The organism is Leptospira meyeri, from assembly GCF_004368965.1.
Taxonomy (GTDB): Bacteria; Spirochaetota; Leptospiria; order Leptospirales; family Leptospiraceae; genus Leptospira_A; species Leptospira_A meyeri.
This window is the reverse complement of the sequence record NZ_SORO01000001.1, coordinates 808012-825640: the sequence shown is the minus strand read 5'-3', so window position 1 is coordinate 825640 and position 17629 is coordinate 808012. Positions and strand designations below refer to the sequence as shown.

Below are 17629 nucleotides of genomic sequence, written 5' to 3'. Positions count from 1 at the left end.
AGACTTGGATTTTTTCGAAAATGTAAAAAAAAGAAGGGCAGGGGTACTTATATCTCTGCCCTCTATTGTTTCTGAACATTCTTTTGAATGCGGGGACATTTATAGTTTATACCCACTTTGTGATTGGGCAAAGGATGTGGGTTTTAGCATCATTCAATTATTACCACTTAACGATACAGGTTTTGGATATTCACCTTATAGTGCCATTTCGGCTTTTGCCATTGACCCTCTTTATATCTCATTATACAAACTAGGTATTAATAGAAAATCCCGCAAACGTGAAATACGGTTTTTAACGAATCATCCCATCCGCATTCGCAATTTAAAATTAGAAATCATTCGTAAATATTATACGGAAAATCAAAAAGAAGCTATGAATGAGGCAACATACTTTTTGGAAAAACATCCTTGGTGTTACTCATATGCAGCATTTCGATTATTGTATGAGGAATTCGAAGGAAAATGCTGGTGGGAATGGCCTAAAAAATTCCAAGATCCTAACCATGCCAAAGAATATATATTCTCGCAAAAAAGAGATGAAGCTCTCTTTTGGGTTTATTTACAAAAGATCGCCTACGATCAGTTATCTGAAGTAAAAACTCATTTTGAAGATGTAGGAGTATATTTAAAGGGTGATATGCCCATTCTGACATCTCGAAATTCTTGTGATGTTTGGGAACACCCTGACTTTTTTCTTATGAATTTACAAGCCGGTGCTCCTCCGGATGATTTTTCTAAAACTGGTCAAACTTGGGGATTCCCTGTTCTCAATTGGGAAGCATTGGAGAAAACAAACTATTCTTGGTGGAAAGATCGTTTGTCGTATTTGGAACATTTTTTTCATCTCTATCGTATTGACCATGTGATTGGAATGTATCGCATTTGGGCCATTCCGGAAGCAGATACTACGGCCCTACATGGTTGGTTTCATCCTCAATTTGGAATCGCAACTGAAGAATTTATAAAGGAAGGACTGGATCCAAAATATTTTGAAGATTTAGGACTGATCCATGAATTCATTCCAGGTCATTATATTTTTTATTGGGATTTTTGGAAAGAACCTGGATACCAGGAACTTGAAGAGGAAGTTAAAGCAAAATTATTTCCATTGTCGGAACTTCATATTGCAGAAGAGGAAAAACATTGGAGACAGTCTGGCGAAAAGATTTTAGAAATTTTTGAATCTTTTTCTGCTATGATCCCCTGTGCAGAAGATTTGGGTTCTGTTCCTTCCTTTATCAGAGATTCTTTATTTGAAAGGCAAATGATTGGAATCGATGTGGTTCGTTGGACAAGGTCTTTTACGACGGGTGAGTTTATTCCGGAAGAATTGTATAGAGAGAATGCCATTTCAGTTTTATCAACACATGACACAAGTTTGGTGATGGAGTGGTGGAAGAAGGAAGGAGATATGGAATCCAAACTCCAATTTTTCTTCGATCGTTTAGGAAAACCAAGACCAAAAACGGAGGAAGAGGCACTTCTAGGCCTCCTTGAGTTTGTATTCCAGACAAGTAGTCTTTTTTCCATCCAATTGTTTCAGGATTTGGCAGTTGGGGTTCCCAGTGTATTGGATCATCCAGAAATACATCGCATCAATCTCCCGGGAACTCCCGACCACTCAAACTGGACATACCGATTTCCCATTCTCATTGAGGATTTTGCCGCCGATTTCAAACGTAACTTCTCCCTCCGAAAACTTATCCTCGATTCCGGCAGAAATTCATAATTTTTTTAGAATCATGACAGATTCGTTCAAGTCGGATGGGTCCAATTCTGGTAACATAGGACTTTACACCGGAGGTCTCCTTTGAGATTTGCAAAAGAAATGGCGTTTTATTCTGCTTACCATCAGGAAAAACGCAACGTATGGATCCATGTGCTTGGTGTTCCCACAATCACCTTCACTTTGTTTGTTGTGTTAAGCCGTTTTACTCTTTTTGAATACAACGGTTTTCACGTGTCGGCATCCCTAGTGTTTACGTTGGCTGTGCTTGGTTACTACTATACTTTGGATGTATTATTTGCTTTTGTTGCTACTCTGATTTTTGGAGGATTGTACGTAACTTCCGAATGGATTACTTTGCAACTGCCTGCAAATACAGCATGGACAATTTTTGGCCTTGGTCAAGTGATCGGTTGGGGAGCTCAGTTTTATGGACACTTTGTGTTTGAAAAGAGCCGGCCTGCACTTTTTGATAATTTGTTCCAAGCTTTGGTATCGGCGCCTCTCTTTGTTGTTGCGGATGTGTTTTTTGAGCTTGGATACCGATTGGATTTAAAAAATGCAGTGGATGCTGAATTAAAACAAAAAGGTGTTTGGAAAGACTTTTCTCATAAACCTGCTTAGGTCTTAAAACAAAAAGAAAGGATCTAAAAAAGAAGAAAGTGAACTTGTTTCAGTAAATCTTTTTCAGGTCCTTTTGTCTATTTGGATAACAAAATTTAGAATTTCGTTTTTGGATTCTTGCTGTACACCTGATTCTTCTAAAAATCGCTTCGAAACTAATCTTCGCAGAAACATACCTTACTTAATGATTGGCTTCCTAAAAATAAGGAAGGTTTTACTCCAAACATCTTTTTGAATGTTCTTGATAAATGGGCCTGGTCGCTAAAACCAGCCGCATGAGATGCAGTGGTTAAATTTTCGCCACCTTGTAATAGTTTTGCGGCAATATGAAGTCTTTGCCACAAAAGATATTGTCTGAGTGGAATCCCCATATTTTCTTTAAATAAATGCATAAACCTATCGGTAGAAATTCCTGAAATTTCCGAGAGTTCAGCCAAACTTACTGGATTTGGCATTTTTTCTTTAATCCTTTGGATGGCGATCTCAATGCGTTGGTCGTATTTTTTTGAAATAGTTTTTGAGCCAAGTAAAGAAAGGATTTGGTTGTAAACGGTCCGCGCTGAGTCACAAGTGAGAGAGTCACTAAACAATGGTTCGGCGATTGATTGGATTTTGAGTCTAGTGAAATCATCAATTGTTTTGGGATGATCTTCCATGATGATTTTTTTGTATTCATCGGACTTGGGATCTAATTGGATGATGAGCATCTCTGAATTTTCTGCCTCCAATTTATGATAATAATTTGGAGGAATGATGATCCCTTGCGATTTGATGATTTCTTGGGATTTTGTTTGTAACTGAAAGGAGGAGCCAAGAGAAACCAAAATGGATACTGCATAATGGGAATGTGGTTCTGTGACGATTCCTGCTGTTCCTAAGAGAATTCGTTCTCCAAAATAAAAAAGACTTCCTTTTCTTTTTGAATCCATATACTAGAAAAATTCTAAGAACCATTCTGAAAAAGGCAAGGATTATCGAATGAAAAAAACTTTTTTGGTTTTAGTTTTCTTATCATTCCTTTCTTCTTTATTTGCAGTTTCTATTGGCGAGGTTCCCATTTTTTGGACGGAACTTCGTTCGAAGTACAATTGGAAAACAAACTCAACATTCCCAGAATCAGAATCAGTCGAATTATTTGAAGCAACCTTATATACAAATGGTAGGTTGTTATTTCAAACAAAAGATGTTACCAAACAAAATGCCATTTTTGTTTGGAATTTAGACTCAGGAGAATCTAAAAAATTAAGCTGGGATGGTGGTAGGGTAACAGGTTGGACAGAATGTTCTGGTAGAATTTTGATCCAAACAACAAAAGAGCTCTGGGAATTAGATGCGGAAACATTTGTTGTGAAGAGGAATCTTCCTTGGCCAAACAAGGGAAAGTCTTGGAATGATATAGTTTGTTTAGAAAACAAAATCTATCGGTTGGTGGCAGACCAATTGGAAGTGTATGGATTGGATTCTGGCGAGATAGAATCAAAGATCCCTCTCCCTTTTTCTTCCGTCCAAAGAATTACGAAACGAAGTGAAAAAGAAATTCTCCTTATCTCTTCATATTGGGGAAATACCGTCCAAGTTTTTTCCCCTAAAGATCCCACAAATACGAAGGAATGGAAGTTCCCAGTCAACCATAGAGCTCTTTTTAAATTGGTTGCATTATCAGAAAATCACTTACTGATCTTTGATCCAATAACAAAGATTTATGGTGAGTGGATGGTGTTTGGGAATTCCATTTTGCCTTTGGATTCTCCTATTGAAGTAGCAGATGGCACTAGGGCTTATCGATTTTCTCCAATCCAAAATAAAATTGAATATCGGTTTTCGTTAACAGCTCTCTCTGATGTTCCCGAAACTCAATACCAAGTTCTCCTTCCAAAACAAAATATAAGTTCACAAAAATTATACGAAGAAGAATTTGATTCAGCATCTATCCTAGAGATCGATGAATATGGGAACAGATCTTTGGTTCTTACCATCCCTCCACTCAAAGCAGGTGAAAACAAGGAAATAAAAGTTTATAGTGCTTTACTCACTCGTTATAAAATTCATTGGAATTTGGATCCAACAATGACCCTTTCAAAGAATCAAAAAATGGAAGGGTTGGAGAATTTTTTGTTAGATGATTGGTTTTTAAAGATGGACTCTAGTGTTGTTATTGAAAAAAGAAATCTTCTTTTCCAGGATGATACCAACGTAAAACAAATATTAACCAAAACCCAAGAATACGTTTCATCCATTCCTTACAAGTCGGGAAGTTTTGAATCAGCTCCCAAGGTGATTGAAAAAAACAATGGAGGTTGTACTGAACATTCCTACGTCACCATGGCATTGTTACGTGGTATGGGAATTCCTTCGCGGTTAGTATGGAATTATCTTCCAACGGAATCCTCCAAAGAGATTACATTCAATCATAAATTTGTAGAAGTTTGGGTAGAGGGTTTTGGATGGATCCCTATGGAACCATTGGCACCGCCTAAATCCAAACCCGGAATCACCCATGCGAGGCATGTCGTCTTTGCGGGACTTTCTGGAACAAATCATCCAAAAATCGCTGGAGGGGATAGGCTTGTTCAATTGTCAAAGGACCAATTGGGCCTTGCAAAAAAGATAAAATTCAAATTAGTTGTGGTAAAGTTAGATACAGAGAAGGAGGACACGGAAGAAAAAACTCTACCTCAAAAAACGAACCGTGCCATAAATTCAGGGGAAGATTTGATCGTTCCTTAAATTATTTTCTAAGGACAAAGTTTTCCCCGTTTTTGGGTCCTGATTTTCGGATAAAAAGTCTTCGTTCGACAGAAACACCAAGTAACACTTGGTAGATGTCGGTAAGGATGGGTCTTGAGGAATAATATCCATGACCTAGACCGCCCACACCAAGAACTGGATCATCTACTTCGTTGACATTGATTACATCAACTCCAGAATACTTAAAACACATTCCGGCACGCGGGGCACCGTTGACTTTTTGTGATGCAACGAGGGCATTGTCACCTGGAGAACAATAAAGAGTAATTCTTTCGGATGATTTTGTTAAGTCAGAAAGTAGGGATTCAAATTCATTTTTATCAAAATCAGGAGCATTCAAAATGAGCTCTGATAAAAATTTTTTTCTGCCTTGTTTGCTGATCGATGCTACGGAAGGTAAAACCACTTGGTGGCCCATACTATGAACGACTAAATGGATTTTTTTTCCAAGTCCAGTGATGTCAGTTAAAAACTTTGCAAAAGGTTCCCTGTTGATCTTTGCTTCTGTAAAGTTTAAGTCATAAGTTGATTTTACCATCACCTGACCTAAAATTCCCGAATCGGCTCCCGCAGGCCAAGAATAAACCACCACCTCGCCTGGAAACTTTAGATCATATTTGATTTGTCCTGCACGAAGTACGGCTTCATCAAAGTTGACATTGAAACCGTGCACAAATACCAAAACTTCTTCAGAAATCGAAGATTTGATTTTGTTTAAAAATTCTTTGTCATCGGTATTGATACGACCTTTGAATTGAAAGAACTGATTTTTGTCTTGGGCATTGTCTAAGGAAATATCTCCAATGATATGTCTGGAAGGGATGTTGACCAAACAAATTCCATAATGAGGGTTGAGATCAGTGATAAATCCAAAACTTGCCGTATCACAATTGTCTTTTACCGACATCTCTCTACGAGTGGTGACAAAATGAACATTTAAAATTTTGGTTTCATCAAAAGGATCGACAATCCGTTTGTTGATTTGTTCTCCGATTTTGGGGGAACAGGAAATAAGGAGGTTAACTAAAAATAATAAAGAAGATAATATTAGGAAAGTTGAATGTTTTTTGTTTTGTTTGGGTATGTTCATGATTTTTAATCCGGTTTATTTATAAGAAAATCCTTTGATGATTTTTGTTGGGTTTACGTTTTTTCCATCTTTGATGACCTCAAAATGCAGGTGGGGGCCAAAACAATATCCAGTGCACCCGGAGCGAGAGATGACCTTTCCCGCACTTACATAATCACCTTCTTTTACATAGAGTTTCGAATTATGAGCATAAAGAGTTTGGTAATTATCATCATGCGTAAGAATGATCGCATTCCCATACCCACCCATCCAACCCGAATAAGTGACTTTCCCTTTCCTTGCTGCATACACAGATTCATAATTGGCTCGTAAGTCGAGGGCCATATGAAATTTGTATTGAGGGTAGGAACGTGTACCCCAACCAGATGTGATGACTTTGGAAACAACTGGAATTCTCCAAACCGGTCCTGTTTCTGGAATGACTGCTCCTGGAAGGAATACCTTTTGTCCTGATTTGAATAGATCATAATCATCTAATTGGTTTTCGGAATAAATATCATCAATTTTGACTTTGTAGTAGTCTGCTACTTTGGCGAGAGTATCGCCTTTTTTTAGCTTATAGACTAATCCTTGTTTGTTTGGTATGTTTAGGATTTGTCCAGGAAGGATGGATACTTCTGGGTTAATTCCAGAGCTTCCTGCGATGGATTCAGCGGAAACTTTAAACCTACGTGCAATGTCAGAAAGAGTTTCGTTTTTTTTAACTTTGTATTGAGTGACTTTTAATTTTTTGTTTTTGTTTTCAGCCAAAGCATCCAAATCAGCGGAACGGAGGATTGCCATTTTTTTATCTTCTGTTTCTTGTAAGTATTTGGCATCGGCAAGTTTTGCTTCTTTGTCTTTGATATCGTTTTCTTCTACTTCAGTGGACATACTAAGAAATTCTTTTTCCATCAAACTTTCTTCATAAGTTTGTTTGTCGACAAGGACTGATAAAAAGAAAGCTAAGATAAAGGAAGAAGCGAGTAGTGGGAGGATACGGTACCGTTTCCGATTCAGATCGATGGTGCCATGTAGGACACTAGATTGAGATTGGAGGTTATAAAAATACTTACCTGGAGAAACTTGGATGACGTTTACGTTTCCCCAGCGTAACACATGCTTACCGATCGTAGACTTTTCAGGAGATCGAAGTAGCATGTGCTAATAGGGACTAGTTAATCCTTAGTGTCTAAAGATTTGATACCGCCAAAGGATTCTTCCACAATCTTACGAACGTCTTTTTTCTGACCGCCAGTGATTGTGATATTTCCTTTTGCAACAACACCTTTTTGAAGTTCTAAGTAAGGAGCTGTAATATCACCTAACATACGTCCTGTACCTTCAAGTTTAACTTCGTTTTCGGCTTTAATGTTTCCGATGAGGGTACCAGATACAATGACTTCTCTTGCGCTGATATTAGTTTTTACTTTACCGGTTTCTCCGATGACAAGTGCATCTTCTGTTTTGATATCACCTTCGAATTTTCCATCGATTCTAAGTGAACCTGCGATATAAAACTTACCTTCAAATATCGACCCTGGTCCGATAACGCTATTGATGGAATCCTTACCTATTGCCATTCCTGCTCCTTTTCCCCTTCTGTGAGAATCAAAATTTTCGGTCTTCTTGACAAGCCTTTTTAGTAGTCGATTTCCTCATCCCCGCTAAAGACCGATTTTTTTCGTTTCGGTGGTTTGGATGAAATAGGTTGTTTCTCTATTTTTTCAGTTTTTTTCTTTTCTGTCTGTACAGCTGGGTTTGACGGGAGGTTTGGCCTTGATTCCACTACGTTCCAAGAAGAGCCATGGTCGTTACAAACCTCCTTCGGAGCCGTTTGTGGGATAAAATACTCTTCAAATAAGTCATGGCATTGGGATCCCGGCAGTTTCCCAGACATCCGGCAAACAGTTTTTTTCGTGACTTTTACTTCGCTAAGCCAAGGAAAATCGGTCGCAGGTTCCCGATCAAGGGCTCTTGCCATAAACCGACCCCAAACAGGAGCTGCTAGTTTCCCACCAGTCATCCCTCTTCCCAGTGAAATGGTTCCCACATCATACCCAAACCAGACCGAAGTAACTAATTCAGGAGTGTAACCCACAAACCATGCATCTCGAAAGTTATTTGTGGTTCCTGTTTTTCCGTAAGCCTTGCGGCCTAATCCATACGATAATACGCCACGACCAGTTCCTTCTTCCACTACGTCTCGCATCATGGATGTGATGAGAAAGGCTGCTTCCTTGGAAATGATTTGTTTTCGATCATCTTCATCATAGTCGTTTCGAAAGTCTTTAATGACCTTTCCTGCATTGTCTTCCACATATAAAACGGAGATAGGATTTACCGTTTTCCCACCGGAAGCAAGGGCCGCATAAGCTCTCGTGAGTTCATATGGAGTGAGTTCAAAGGAACCAAGAGATACGCTGAAGTTATAAGGAATGTCACGGCCAGGCAATTGTAATAAACCTCGCAAACTTTCCATTAGGTGAGAAAGACCCACTTGTTCTAAAACCCGAACGGCCACAGAGTTTTTGGATTGTTCCAAAGCCTTTCGTAACAAAATAAAGCCGGAGTATTCACTACTATAATTTTCGGGAGCCCATTCATCTCCATCTTCCATCAAATATTGGAGAGGGGAATCAGCAAAAAGAGTAGCAGGTGTTACATTCTTTTCTGGATCTGGATTTTTGCCTGAATAGTCCATTGCCGCCGCATAAAGGATCGGCTTAAAAGCAGAACCTGGTTGGCGGAAGGCTTGGAAAGGTCGAATCTGTTGGTTGTCAGATCGAAATCCGGATCCACCAACAAGAGCTGTGATGTATCCAGTTTCTGGACGAATGGAAATGAGAGACCCCTCGACAGGAAGGAGATGGTCTTTTGTCGTTTGCGAAGTGTAGTTTTTGTCTATCAAATCACCAAGATAATCATCCCCAACTAATAAATTCAGAGTAGCAAACTCATCACGTATATCTTCCTGATAAGCAGAAGAAAACGTACGTTCTGTTCGAGAGATGTGAAATTTAAAATCTGGTAGGTCGTACAAATCAGCAATGAGAGAATACCCACTTCCATACAAATCATCAAAGGCATCAATGTTACGAAAGGCCCTTTGGTTGGATTCGATGGTTTGTCTTTGCAGGGCAGGGAGGAGTGCTTTTTCCGCTTCTTCTTGGTGGCGGATTTGGATGGTGGAATAAATTTTGAGTCCACCATTGTAAAGTCGGCCCGAACCAATAGAACGAATTAGGTTTTTTCTGATGTATTCTGTAACATACGGAAAACGGTTTAATCTATCAGAAAATGCGGAATCATTTGGTGAACGATTTAAATTGGTATAATATTCTTCGAGTGCAGCATATTCTTTTTCAGCATCAGCAACCGACATCCTTCCATTTTCGACTAACTTACGAAATACGACTCGAACTTTGTTCATGCTGGAAACAGGATTGACGATGGGACTGAACTGCGTTGGTCTTGTCGTAAGGCTTGCAAGGATGGCTGCCTCTCCCCAACTCACATCTTGAACTTCCTTTCTAAAATAAAACCGGGAAGCAGCCCCTACACCGATGGTTCCGTGTCCCAAAGGAATTTCGTTTAAATACACTTCCAAAATTTTATCTTTCGGAAAAACAAGTTCGAGTAAAATAGCAAGCCAGGCTTCACGTGCTTTTCTTGCGATGGATCTTTCAATGGATAAAAACTTGAGCCTTGCTACTTGTTGGGTGATGGTGGAGGCACCTTCTTTGACACGGCCCGCCATTAGGTTGACGACAAAAGCTCGAGCAATTCCTTTTAGATCGATTCCGTTATGAGAATAAAAGGAATTATCTTCGGTGGATAAAAAACATTGGATGACCTTGTGCCTATTGTCCGAAGACAATGCATTTTCTTCAGGTTTTAGTTGATCTAATCGAACAGGAATTCTTGAAAATTTATAATATTCTGCAATGGGTTCGTATTCCCCTTTGTCATTTAATCCGTACAAGGTGGAAGGGATATCGTAAACTGCGGCTTCTTTTAGTTTAAAAAAGTCTTTTACTGAACCTGTGAGTAAAAAAACATTCAATGCCCCAAAGGCAAAAATAGCAATTGTGGTGTTTCTTAATTTTTTGTCTCCGGTCCAAATCCTTTCTGTAACAATTCGAAACCAAATGATAAAATATTTTTCAAAGAGCCCAACGGGTTCTTGTTTCATACATTTCCCTTAACTTTAAATCCAAATCAAACGAGTGGAGAAAATTCCTTCATATGGTCGATTCCGTGGTAACGGAGACCAGTATCCAAGTTATAACCACCGAGAGATTCCAGAATTTTCGATCTGCTTTCAGGAGAAAAACTATATTCGTAAGCTCTCGTTAAAATTTCTTTGCAGGCCTGGCTTGCTTGGTTCAAAAGTTCAATAAAGGAGTCATTGAACTTACGTTTTGGGTCTGCCGGATAAAACCATTCCCTTTTTTCATCATTCATGATCTTGGGATTGATGTTTTCCAGTGTGGGCAACATGAGAACACTGGCATTGTATTTATGAAAGGTCAGTGTATCCACTACACTGACAAGCCCACGCATGAATGTACTTCTCGAATCCAAGGTTGAGGTAAATCGGTAAAATCCTAAATAGGATTCATTTAGGATATCGCCAGGAATGATTTTTTTTTCGGAACCTAAATAGGAGGAAGCAAACTCCAAAGGAAAGGTTTCTTTGATGGATTGTAACCAAAAATTCCAAAGCACGGGATCCATTTTGTTTTTAATTCCTACTGTTCGGTGGCGGATATCAATGTATTGGGGGAAGTCGTATTCCCTGGCACTCATCCCCCAACGATGGTTGATGAGAAGGGTATCGAGTCCAAACTCTACTTTCATGTGGTTGACTTGCGCTTGATAAGAAATCTTCTTATCGTTGTTATAGTAATCCCCTGAGATGTAAAAAATATACGGATGGGTTTGAATGTCTACCACGCAGTGACAAATATACCCTAAAGTAAATGCAAGAAAACGATCCCTGTAGAGGCCCATTTCTGTGTCATGGACTTGGTCTAAAAAACTTAAAACTAGTTCCGCAACACGATGGTGGTGGGCAAGGTCTCCGAAGAAAGCTGCCTTCTTTGTTCTTTTTGGTTGTAACACGTGATAGAAGTAAAAGATATCAGGCGCCACGGCACCGAGGTTGGCATAAGAGGCAACATCGGGACGTGAAAGTAATGCTGCCATTCGACGTTGGGTTGCGTTTCCATGTTCCAAATGTTTTTTCACTTGGGAAAGTGCTTCAATATGTGTAATCTTTCCTGCCATTTTCTACTTTTTTGACTTTATGGAATGGAACCTATTGAAAGGTTTATCTTAAATCCTATGACATCAATCGAAAAACTAAAGTTTTTGAAAGAAGACCAAGTACGGTCTTTAGCAAATGAATTCGGCACGCCACTCTTTGTCTATTCCGAGAAAGAAATTGAACAAAAATGTGACGAGGCTTTGGCATTCCCGAATGCTTTCGGCTTACAAGTCCGTTATGCCATGAAGGCAAATCCCAATTCCAATATCCTTCAGATCATGAAAAAGAAAGGCATCCTCATTGATGCATCCTCTGAACATGAAGTGGTTCGTGCCCTCCACTTTGGATTCAAACCAGAATCCATCATGCTCACTTCCCAAGAGTTTCCGAAAGCCTTTGAAGAACTGATCGGAAAAGGTGTGAAGTTCAATGCTTGTTCCCTCCGCCAACTGGAGGCCTTTGGAAAGACCTTTCCTGGAAAGGCAGTTTCCATTCGATTCAATCCGGGACTTGGGTCCGGACATACCAAAAAAACCGATGTAGGAGGAGTCACATCCTCATTTGGAATCTGGCATGAAAAACTCCCAGAAGTCAAAGCCATCGTAGAAAAATACAAAATCATAGTGGAAAAAGTCCATACTCATATCGGTTCAGGCAGTGATCCGGAGGTTTGGAAAGCGGTGGCCAAATATACTTTGGAATATGCTGAGGCTTTCCCAACTGTCACTATCGTGAGTCTTGGTGGTGGGTACAAAGTGGGGAGGATGGAAGATGAAAAGTCCACCGACTTACAAAAGATTGGTGCCCCAGTAAAACCTCAATTTGAAGAATTTGCCACAAAACATGGTAGAAAACTCATTTTAGAAATTGAACCAGGAACTTACCTTGTCGCTCTTTGTGGGGCACTTCTCACAACCGTCGACGATCTAGTGGATACTGGTTCTAAGGGTTTTCGTTTTATGAAATTAGATGCTGGAATGGATTCTAACACCAGACCTTCGTTATACGGTGCAAGGCACCCTCTTATCACCGTTAAAAAAGACGGCGGAGTTCCTAAATCGAACGAAGAATATGTGGTAGTTGGTCATTGTTGTGAATCTGGTGATGTGTTTACCCAAAAAGAAGGGGGAGAACCCATCACAAGGCTTATGGGAGAAGCCGAGATTGGTGACTACGTTGTGATGGAGGCAGTAGGGGCGTATTGTGCCGGAATGTCCACAAAGAACTATAATAGTTTTCCTGAAACAGCAGAAGTACTACTTCGTACGAATGGGGAAGGAAAGCTGATTCGAAAAAAAGAACCAGTAATGGAAATCTTTCGAAACGAAATCCGTGTGGTTGAATGAACAATTTGTATGTTGTCCTACTTGCGGGTGGGACAGGGACAAGGATGGGAACGGAAGTTCCCAAACAGTTTCTAAAAATCAGGGGTGAGTCACTACTTCGACATTCGGTCAAACGATTCAGAAAGTTTGGACTTATTAAAGCCATCACTGTTGTTTCTCATCCCGATTGGATTTTGGAAACGGAAAAAGAGTTGGATGATTTATTGGAAAGGAATGACCGGATTGTCCCAGGTGGGGCAAGTCGCCATCTGTCTACGTTATGTGGAATCCAATCTATTTCCTATGATACAAAAGATATTTTTTTCATCCATGATGTGGCAAGACCCAACTTCAAACAAAATGAATTGTATCAATTGGTGGAACAAACAAAGATTTTTGGTGGAGCGAGCATAGTCGCCAAGTCAACGGAAAGTTTGGTTCGTGTTCGAATTCATCGGAACTATACGGATGAACCTCTCAAAAGGGAAGAAGTGTATTCCGTAAAAACTCCCCAGTCCGTTGCAGGGTTTATGATCCAAGAGCTATTGGCGGAAGGATTAGATTCCGATATCAAAAATCATCCTACAGATCTTTGCACCTGGATGGGGAACCGTAGGGTAGGGATAGTAGAAACTGACTTTCATAATATCAAAGTGACAAGTCCTGGAGATACAGAACTTGCCGATTCTTTGTTTTGGGAAGATTTACCGACTGTGGAATAATTTAAAACGTTGTTTCCAAATCCAAATGCGAAATAGGTTTTTATTTTCGATCGTATCTATTTGAATACCAAATCCACTTGGTTTTCCATATTTGCCTTGTGGGTTGGACCAACGAACCACACCACCCACAGAAATTTCCCCTGATCTTGTTTGGATTTTGACGTTACAAATTTGATCTTGTTCTAAAACCGAACTGGTGCCTATATACAGCCCTTCCAAAGAAACATTCAAAAGGGTACCTTGGCAGATACGATTGTCTTTGCTTGAAAAATTAACAGGATTGGATACAGGATATCTCGGAGCAAAAACCCTGGCAAGAAAGGCTTCGTAAATTTGTTTTTCTTCTTTTTGGTTGATTGGAAAGTAAAGCTGAACACCCGCAATCTCAGAACCATCACTCTCTTGGTCAATGCGAACAATTTTTGCTTGGACAGAAATCGAAACGGGTTCTCTATTTTCTTTTTCTAATTTTAAGAGCAGGTTGATCGGATCTCCTACTTTCAAAAAATGATGTTGGGGTATGGGAATGAGAATTCCGTTCCGAGAAATATTGATAGTTTGTCCGTCACCTTCTCGTTCCCCATCCGAATTGGTCCAATGGAAAGGAATGGGATGTGTTTCTCTGTATTTGATTCTCCACCCTCTGCGTTTTCCACTTAAGTAGGGTGCAGCGATTTCTCGGCGTAAAAAATAAAATACGATTCCGAGTAAAACCGTTGTGATCACCATGTTCCAAATTACATCAGATGTGTGGATACGTATTCCTGCTAAGAAAATCTTTTTGCCAAGTGTGACAGAAAGAACCATCCAAACATTATAAGTTAAGATGAGGAAACTAAAACATAGGAATAAATAGTAACCAAATTTCTTTTTTGCAATGAGTCCATAAGCAATGATGGCACTGAAGGCGGACAACACATACTGCCAAGGTTGGATTCTCGAAAGGATCATACTGAAATGTTCTAGATCCAAATCGTATAAGGTTGCAATGGCGAAGAAATTTAGGAATGGGACTGCAAAAAAGCCGAGAGTCACCAAAAGAACTGGGATGGGGTAGTTGAAGAACCGCAAAGTCACCCGAAAATCAAATTCGATTTTAGGGATTTAGTCAACTTATTTTTAAAAAGAAAGAATGGGAGGCTTCGTGTCTCCCCTAGTTCTTTTTCTTACGGATTGTCCTGATCTTGTGTTTTGTCCTGATTGGTAATGACAGATTCTGTGGTAGACTTTTCCATCTGTAGGGAAGGCATTCCGTTAATCAGAATATGCAATTCTTGTTGTCTTTCTGAAATCAAATCTTCTACTGATGTTAGGCGACCAATGATGCTATGCAAAATGACAGAAAGAAATCCAGGGCTTTCTTTTCCCATGGCAAAAAAAATATCTTTTGTGATAGTTCCGACCTTGGTGTCTTCTGCGGAAGCAATCACAGTGGCTGCCCTGGGAGATGGAAATACCAATGCCATTTCCCCGAAGAACTCACCAGGATTGATATCGCGAATATATTGGTCTTCTCCACTTGCTTTTCGTTTGAAAACTTGGAGTTTGCCGGCAAAAACAAAAAACATCTTCCCATTACAGTCCTCCCCTTCAGAAAAAACCTTGGTTCCTTCGGAGAAGTGATCGATTCGTACTTCCGTGATGTACTTTCGTAAGTGGTCCACGTTCATTTTTCGTCATCCTTTTTGATTTCTTCTAATAATTTGTCGAGTTCCGTGAGCCTTGCTTCGGCTCTATGGAGTTTCTCTACCGTACTTTTCGTGAGCTGGAATAAAAAATGAGTATTGATGCGAGCTAATTTTTCAAATTGGTCATCGCGTAAAATTCCAACCCTTGCGTTGGTCGAGACCACACTTATGGTCATGGCCCTCGGCCTTCTTGTGAGAAGGGAGAGTTCTCCAAAAAATTCTCCAGGCCCAAGCCCTTTAATAATCTCTTGGCTTCCATCTGGCAGTCGTTTGGTGACGGCAAACATCCCACTCATGACACAATACATACTACCATCATGGGGATCTCCTTCGCGAAAGATCACATCCCCTCGTAAATAGACTTGCGTAGAGATATTTTGCATAAATTCCAGAATGTTCATGGGAGTTATCCTATTGGTATCTGACATGAGAATAAAAATTCGAAACAAAGGCAAGTGAATCGCAAAATCTCACTAGACAGATTTCCTTAGTACAAAAACCTGCTTATACAACCACAATGCGGGCGTGGCGAAATTGGCAGACGCACCAGATTTAGGTTCTGGCGCCGTGAGGCGTGGGGGTTCAAGTCCCTCCGCCCGCAAAACAAAGATTCCTTACTCATTTCCAACTTTCAAACGTATCATCCAACCCGGAGGGACTTGAACAGTTCCCTGAGCTGGAAGGTTTGCGACCCATAGGGAGCAATCATTCCAGACAAGCATGCCTGGATGGCATGCGACGAAGGAGCCGTGCCTCGGAGCGAAGCAAACACAGGAAATGTTTGATGCGAAAGAGGGATAGTCTCCCCGCCAGCGATTGCAGCGGAAATCCTTTTGCATTAGCAAAAGATTGGAGCGTAAAGCGCGGTCGCCTAATCTCTTTTTTTATATTCGCCAAACTTTTGCGAGGCGGTAAGGTTTAGTTGGCAAATTGGTAATATTTTGGATTTTAAAACTACATCCCTATCTACGAAAAGAGTGGACTTCTTGGTGAACCAAAAAGTTTTCTAAATACAATTGGCAATCGGAGAGATATAAGTATCTTGTTCGAACGTTCCAGAAATACAATCCCGGACTTAATGTCTGTAAGTTGATTGTACATTCGGTTCCGGTACAATCGGAAGATTTTTCTATGGTATCAAAAAAACGACTTTTAGAAATATCGATTTTATAGTTTTGGAATTTACCTTGTTTGTCATCTGAGTAGAAGATTGTTCCGTTTCCATTTTCTTTTGGTGGTATTGCTGGACTTGGGCAAACAGAAAGATCATTCGAAATTTCTACGGAAACGGGAGTGTTTTCATTATCTTTTCCGATAAATCTAAATTTAAAAGTAAATTCATTTTCAGCTATATCGATATCCATTGGTTCGAGCTGAATGATTTTTGAATGAGCGGAACCTAATAATAGAATGATATCTTTGATGTTGGATCTGCCTTGTGGATAGGATGTATTGAGTAAGGCTAGGCATGGTAAAATTAAAATAGTTATTCGTTTTTGAATTGAGGTTTGAAAAAAAATGTGAGTCCTATTGAAAAAATAAATACTAAGAAATACGATGGGTAATAAAAACAAATCTGACTTATCAGCTAGATTAAATGATTCATTTGAGCTAATCAACGCATAAAAGTAATTGTTTGCAATTTGAGATAGATTGATCGAAATAAAAATAAGATTGGTAAGAAGGACAGAAAACCAAAAGAGTTTGGCTGAATTTATTTTTTTTGTAAATAGAGAAAGAATTCCTGTGAATATGATAGGCGTAAAAATTAGTCCGATCAAGTCTGAAATTTTTCCTGTCACCCAGCCGGGAAATAAAATTTTGAAAATCGAATCGTTGGCGATCCATAGAAAACAAGATAAATAGAAAAAAATATTTTGGATTTTGTATTTAAACATTAAAAGTTTCCATAAAACGGTTTTTCAAATTCAAAAAATAGAGCTACTTTAAACGTACAGTTTAACTTCCGGTTGGCGGCAATATGCACGATCATTTCTGATACCGCCTGTGTTGTGTTTTGGGGATATTTTGGACAGGGGATTGTTAAAATACTTCGCAAACAAGCACTAACAGCTCTTTTTTCGTAATAAATACTTTTGTTGTTTTGGTCGGGACTTGGGTCTTCGTCATTTCCAAGTTCTGAAAAAAAATATGCTTGGAATCCTTCAAATTGGCAACTTAAAGTTTTGATTGTTGTGTATGCGGCAATTTTGTCCTCTGTTTCTTTTTTTGAGATAGTAAGGCTTGTGTTTGGGTTGTCTATCGGCAGTCTGCATGCAAAAAGACAAACTAACCATACTAAAGTGATGCGAATTGGAACGATCATTTTATTCTTCTTTTTGCTACTTATTTAAGTTTTTTAACTTTGGTCTACGATTAATTTTTATTTGAAAATGAAGTTTTGTTTACAATCGCCTAACGAAAATGGTGTAAGTGGTATTGGAAAGGTTGTGTT

16 protein-coding genes and 1 tRNA gene are annotated in these 17629 nt (G+C 39.4%); 6 read left to right on the top strand and 11 right to left on the bottom strand.

Annotated features, from left to right (window positions below):
- Positions 1 to 4: 4 nt before the first annotated feature.
- Complete coding sequence (locus CLV96_RS03940; RefSeq protein WP_004789114.1) at positions 5 to 1729, top strand: 4-alpha-glucanotransferase; 1725 nt, start codon at positions 5 to 7, stop codon at positions 1727 to 1729.
- 81 nt (positions 1730 to 1810) lie between these two features.
- The gene (locus CLV96_RS03935; RefSeq protein WP_004788984.1) at positions 1811 to 2350 is read left to right on the top strand and encodes an Mpo1 family 2-hydroxy fatty acid dioxygenase; all 540 of its coding nucleotides are present in this window, start codon (positions 1811 to 1813) and stop codon (positions 2348 to 2350) included.
- 155 nt (positions 2351 to 2505) lie between these two features.
- Here the strand turns inward: CLV96_RS03935 and CLV96_RS03930 are convergent, their stop codons facing one another.
- Complete coding sequence (locus CLV96_RS03930; protein ID WP_004788457.1) at positions 2506 to 3279, bottom strand: helix-turn-helix transcriptional regulator; 774 nt, start codon at positions 3277 to 3279, stop codon at positions 2506 to 2508.
- Between the two features lie 49 nt (positions 3280 to 3328).
- Between CLV96_RS03930 and CLV96_RS03925 the strand changes: the two genes are divergently transcribed.
- Positions 3329 to 5077: a transglutaminase-like domain-containing protein gene (locus CLV96_RS03925; RefSeq protein WP_004788358.1), complete on the top strand. Its 1749-nt coding sequence runs from the start codon at positions 3329 to 3331 to the stop codon at positions 5075 to 5077.
- Between the two features lies 1 nt (position 5078).
- On the opposite strand, the gene CLV96_RS03920 is transcribed toward CLV96_RS03925, so the two are convergent.
- Genes CLV96_RS03920 through CLV96_RS03900 form a run of 5 tightly spaced genes read right to left on the bottom strand, consistent with a single transcriptional unit; the run spans position 5079 to position 11459 of the window.
- Complete coding sequence (locus tag CLV96_RS03920; protein ID WP_004789106.1) at positions 5079 to 6188, bottom strand: alpha/beta hydrolase; 1110 nt, start codon at positions 6186 to 6188, stop codon at positions 5079 to 5081.
- A 15-nt stretch (positions 6189 to 6203) separates the two neighbouring features.
- Complete coding sequence (locus CLV96_RS03915) at positions 6204 to 7328, bottom strand: M23 family metallopeptidase (RefSeq protein ID WP_040917623.1); 1125 nt, start codon at positions 7326 to 7328, stop codon at positions 6204 to 6206.
- A gap of 17 nt (positions 7329 to 7345) precedes the next feature.
- The gene (locus CLV96_RS03910; RefSeq protein ID WP_002974102.1) at positions 7346 to 7750 is read right to left on the bottom strand and encodes a bactofilin family protein; all 405 of its coding nucleotides are present in this window, start codon (positions 7748 to 7750) and stop codon (positions 7346 to 7348) included.
- 59 nt (positions 7751 to 7809) lie between these two features.
- The gene (locus CLV96_RS03905; protein WP_004789031.1) at positions 7810 to 10362 is read right to left on the bottom strand and encodes a penicillin-binding protein 1A; all 2553 of its coding nucleotides are present in this window, start codon (positions 10360 to 10362) and stop codon (positions 7810 to 7812) included.
- Between the two features lie 26 nt (positions 10363 to 10388).
- Positions 10389 to 11459, bottom strand: a complete 1071-nt coding sequence (locus CLV96_RS03900; RefSeq protein WP_004788531.1) for a zinc dependent phospholipase C family protein — start codon at positions 11457 to 11459, stop codon at positions 10389 to 10391.
- A gap of 57 nt (positions 11460 to 11516) precedes the next feature.
- Between CLV96_RS03900 and CLV96_RS03895 the strand changes: the two genes are divergently transcribed.
- Both CLV96_RS03895 and CLV96_RS03890 read left to right on the top strand, forming a co-directional pair.
- Positions 11517 to 12785, top strand: coding sequence for a diaminopimelate decarboxylase (locus CLV96_RS03895; RefSeq protein WP_004788642.1), 1269 nt, complete (start codon positions 11517 to 11519; stop codon positions 12783 to 12785).
- Positions 12782 to 13486: an IspD/TarI family cytidylyltransferase gene (locus tag CLV96_RS03890; protein WP_004788460.1), complete on the top strand. Its 705-nt coding sequence runs from the start codon at positions 12782 to 12784 to the stop codon at positions 13484 to 13486. Before CLV96_RS03895 ends, CLV96_RS03890 begins: the two co-directional genes overlap by 4 nt.
- Here the strand turns inward: CLV96_RS03890 and CLV96_RS03885 are convergent.
- The 3 genes from CLV96_RS03885 to CLV96_RS03875 all read right to left on the bottom strand — a co-directional run bounded on the left by CLV96_RS03885 (position 13469) and on the right by CLV96_RS03875 (position 15575).
- A complete protein-coding gene (locus CLV96_RS03885) occupies positions 13469 to 14563 on the bottom strand; it encodes a PilZ domain-containing protein (protein ID WP_004788380.1) in 1095 nt (364 codons plus the stop codon). The genes CLV96_RS03890 and CLV96_RS03885 overlap by 18 nt on opposite strands.
- 89 nt (positions 14564 to 14652) lie before the next feature.
- On the bottom strand, positions 14653 to 15156 hold the full coding sequence (locus tag CLV96_RS03880) for a Crp/Fnr family transcriptional regulator (RefSeq protein WP_004788963.1): 504 nt from the start codon (positions 15154 to 15156) through the stop codon (positions 14653 to 14655).
- Positions 15153 to 15575 (bottom strand): cyclic nucleotide-binding domain-containing protein, encoded by a 423-nt coding sequence (locus tag CLV96_RS03875; protein ID WP_004789150.1) that lies wholly within the window; start codon positions 15573 to 15575, stop codon positions 15153 to 15155. Before CLV96_RS03875 ends, CLV96_RS03880 begins: the two co-directional genes overlap by 4 nt.
- Before the next feature lie 118 nt (positions 15576 to 15693).
- Here CLV96_RS03875 and CLV96_RS03870 point away from each other — a divergent pair.
- Positions 15694 to 15775: transfer RNA gene (locus CLV96_RS03870), tRNA-Leu, on the top strand.
- A gap of 361 nt (positions 15776 to 16136) precedes the next feature.
- Here the strand turns inward: CLV96_RS03870 and CLV96_RS03865 are convergent.
- On the bottom strand, positions 16137 to 17072 hold the full coding sequence (locus CLV96_RS03865; RefSeq protein WP_004788804.1) for a hypothetical protein: 936 nt from the start codon (positions 17070 to 17072) through the stop codon (positions 16137 to 16139).
- Positions 17072 to 17500, bottom strand: a complete 429-nt coding sequence (locus CLV96_RS03860; RefSeq protein ID WP_004789246.1) for a hypothetical protein — start codon at positions 17498 to 17500, stop codon at positions 17072 to 17074. The genes CLV96_RS03865 and CLV96_RS03860 overlap by 1 nt, the downstream gene beginning before the upstream one ends.
- Positions 17501 to 17629: the final 129 nt, after the last annotated feature.

Coding starts and splice junctions, on each gene's coding strand:
- CLV96_RS03930 (WP_004788457.1), bottom strand. CDS start 3,279: ATGGATTCAAAAAGAAAAGGAAGTCTTTTTTATTTTGGAGAACGAATT.
- CLV96_RS03925 (WP_004788358.1), top strand. CDS start 3,329: ATGAAAAAAACTTTTTTGGTTTTAGTTTTCTTATCATTCCTTTCTTCT.
- CLV96_RS03920 (WP_004789106.1), bottom strand. CDS start 6,188: ATGAACATACCCAAACAAAACAAAAAACATTCAACTTTCCTAATATTA.
- CLV96_RS03915 (WP_040917623.1), bottom strand. CDS start 7,328: ATGCTACTTCGATCTCCTGAAAAGTCTACGATCGGTAAGCATGTGTTA.
- CLV96_RS03910 (WP_002974102.1), bottom strand. CDS start 7,750: ATGGCAATAGGTAAGGATTCCATCAATAGCGTTATCGGACCAGGGTCG.
- CLV96_RS03905 (WP_004789031.1), bottom strand. CDS start 10,362: ATGAAACAAGAACCCGTTGGGCTCTTTGAAAAATATTTTATCATTTGG.
- CLV96_RS03900 (WP_004788531.1), bottom strand. CDS start 11,459: ATGGCAGGAAAGATTACACATATTGAAGCACTTTCCCAAGTGAAAAAA.
- CLV96_RS03895 (WP_004788642.1), top strand. CDS start 11,517: ATGACATCAATCGAAAAACTAAAGTTTTTGAAAGAAGACCAAGTACGG.
- CLV96_RS03890 (WP_004788460.1), top strand. CDS start 12,782: ATGAACAATTTGTATGTTGTCCTACTTGCGGGTGGGACAGGGACAAGG.
- CLV96_RS03880 (WP_004788963.1), bottom strand. CDS start 15,156: ATGAACGTGGACCACTTACGAAAGTACATCACGGAAGTACGAATCGAT.
- CLV96_RS03875 (WP_004789150.1), bottom strand. CDS start 15,575: ATGAACATTCTGGAATTTATGCAAAATATCTCTACGCAAGTCTATTTA.
- CLV96_RS03865 (WP_004788804.1), bottom strand. CDS start 17,072: ATGTTTAAATACAAAATCCAAAATATTTTTTTCTATTTATCTTGTTTT.
- CLV96_RS03860 (WP_004789246.1), bottom strand. CDS start 17,500: ATGATCGTTCCAATTCGCATCACTTTAGTATGGTTAGTTTGTCTTTTT.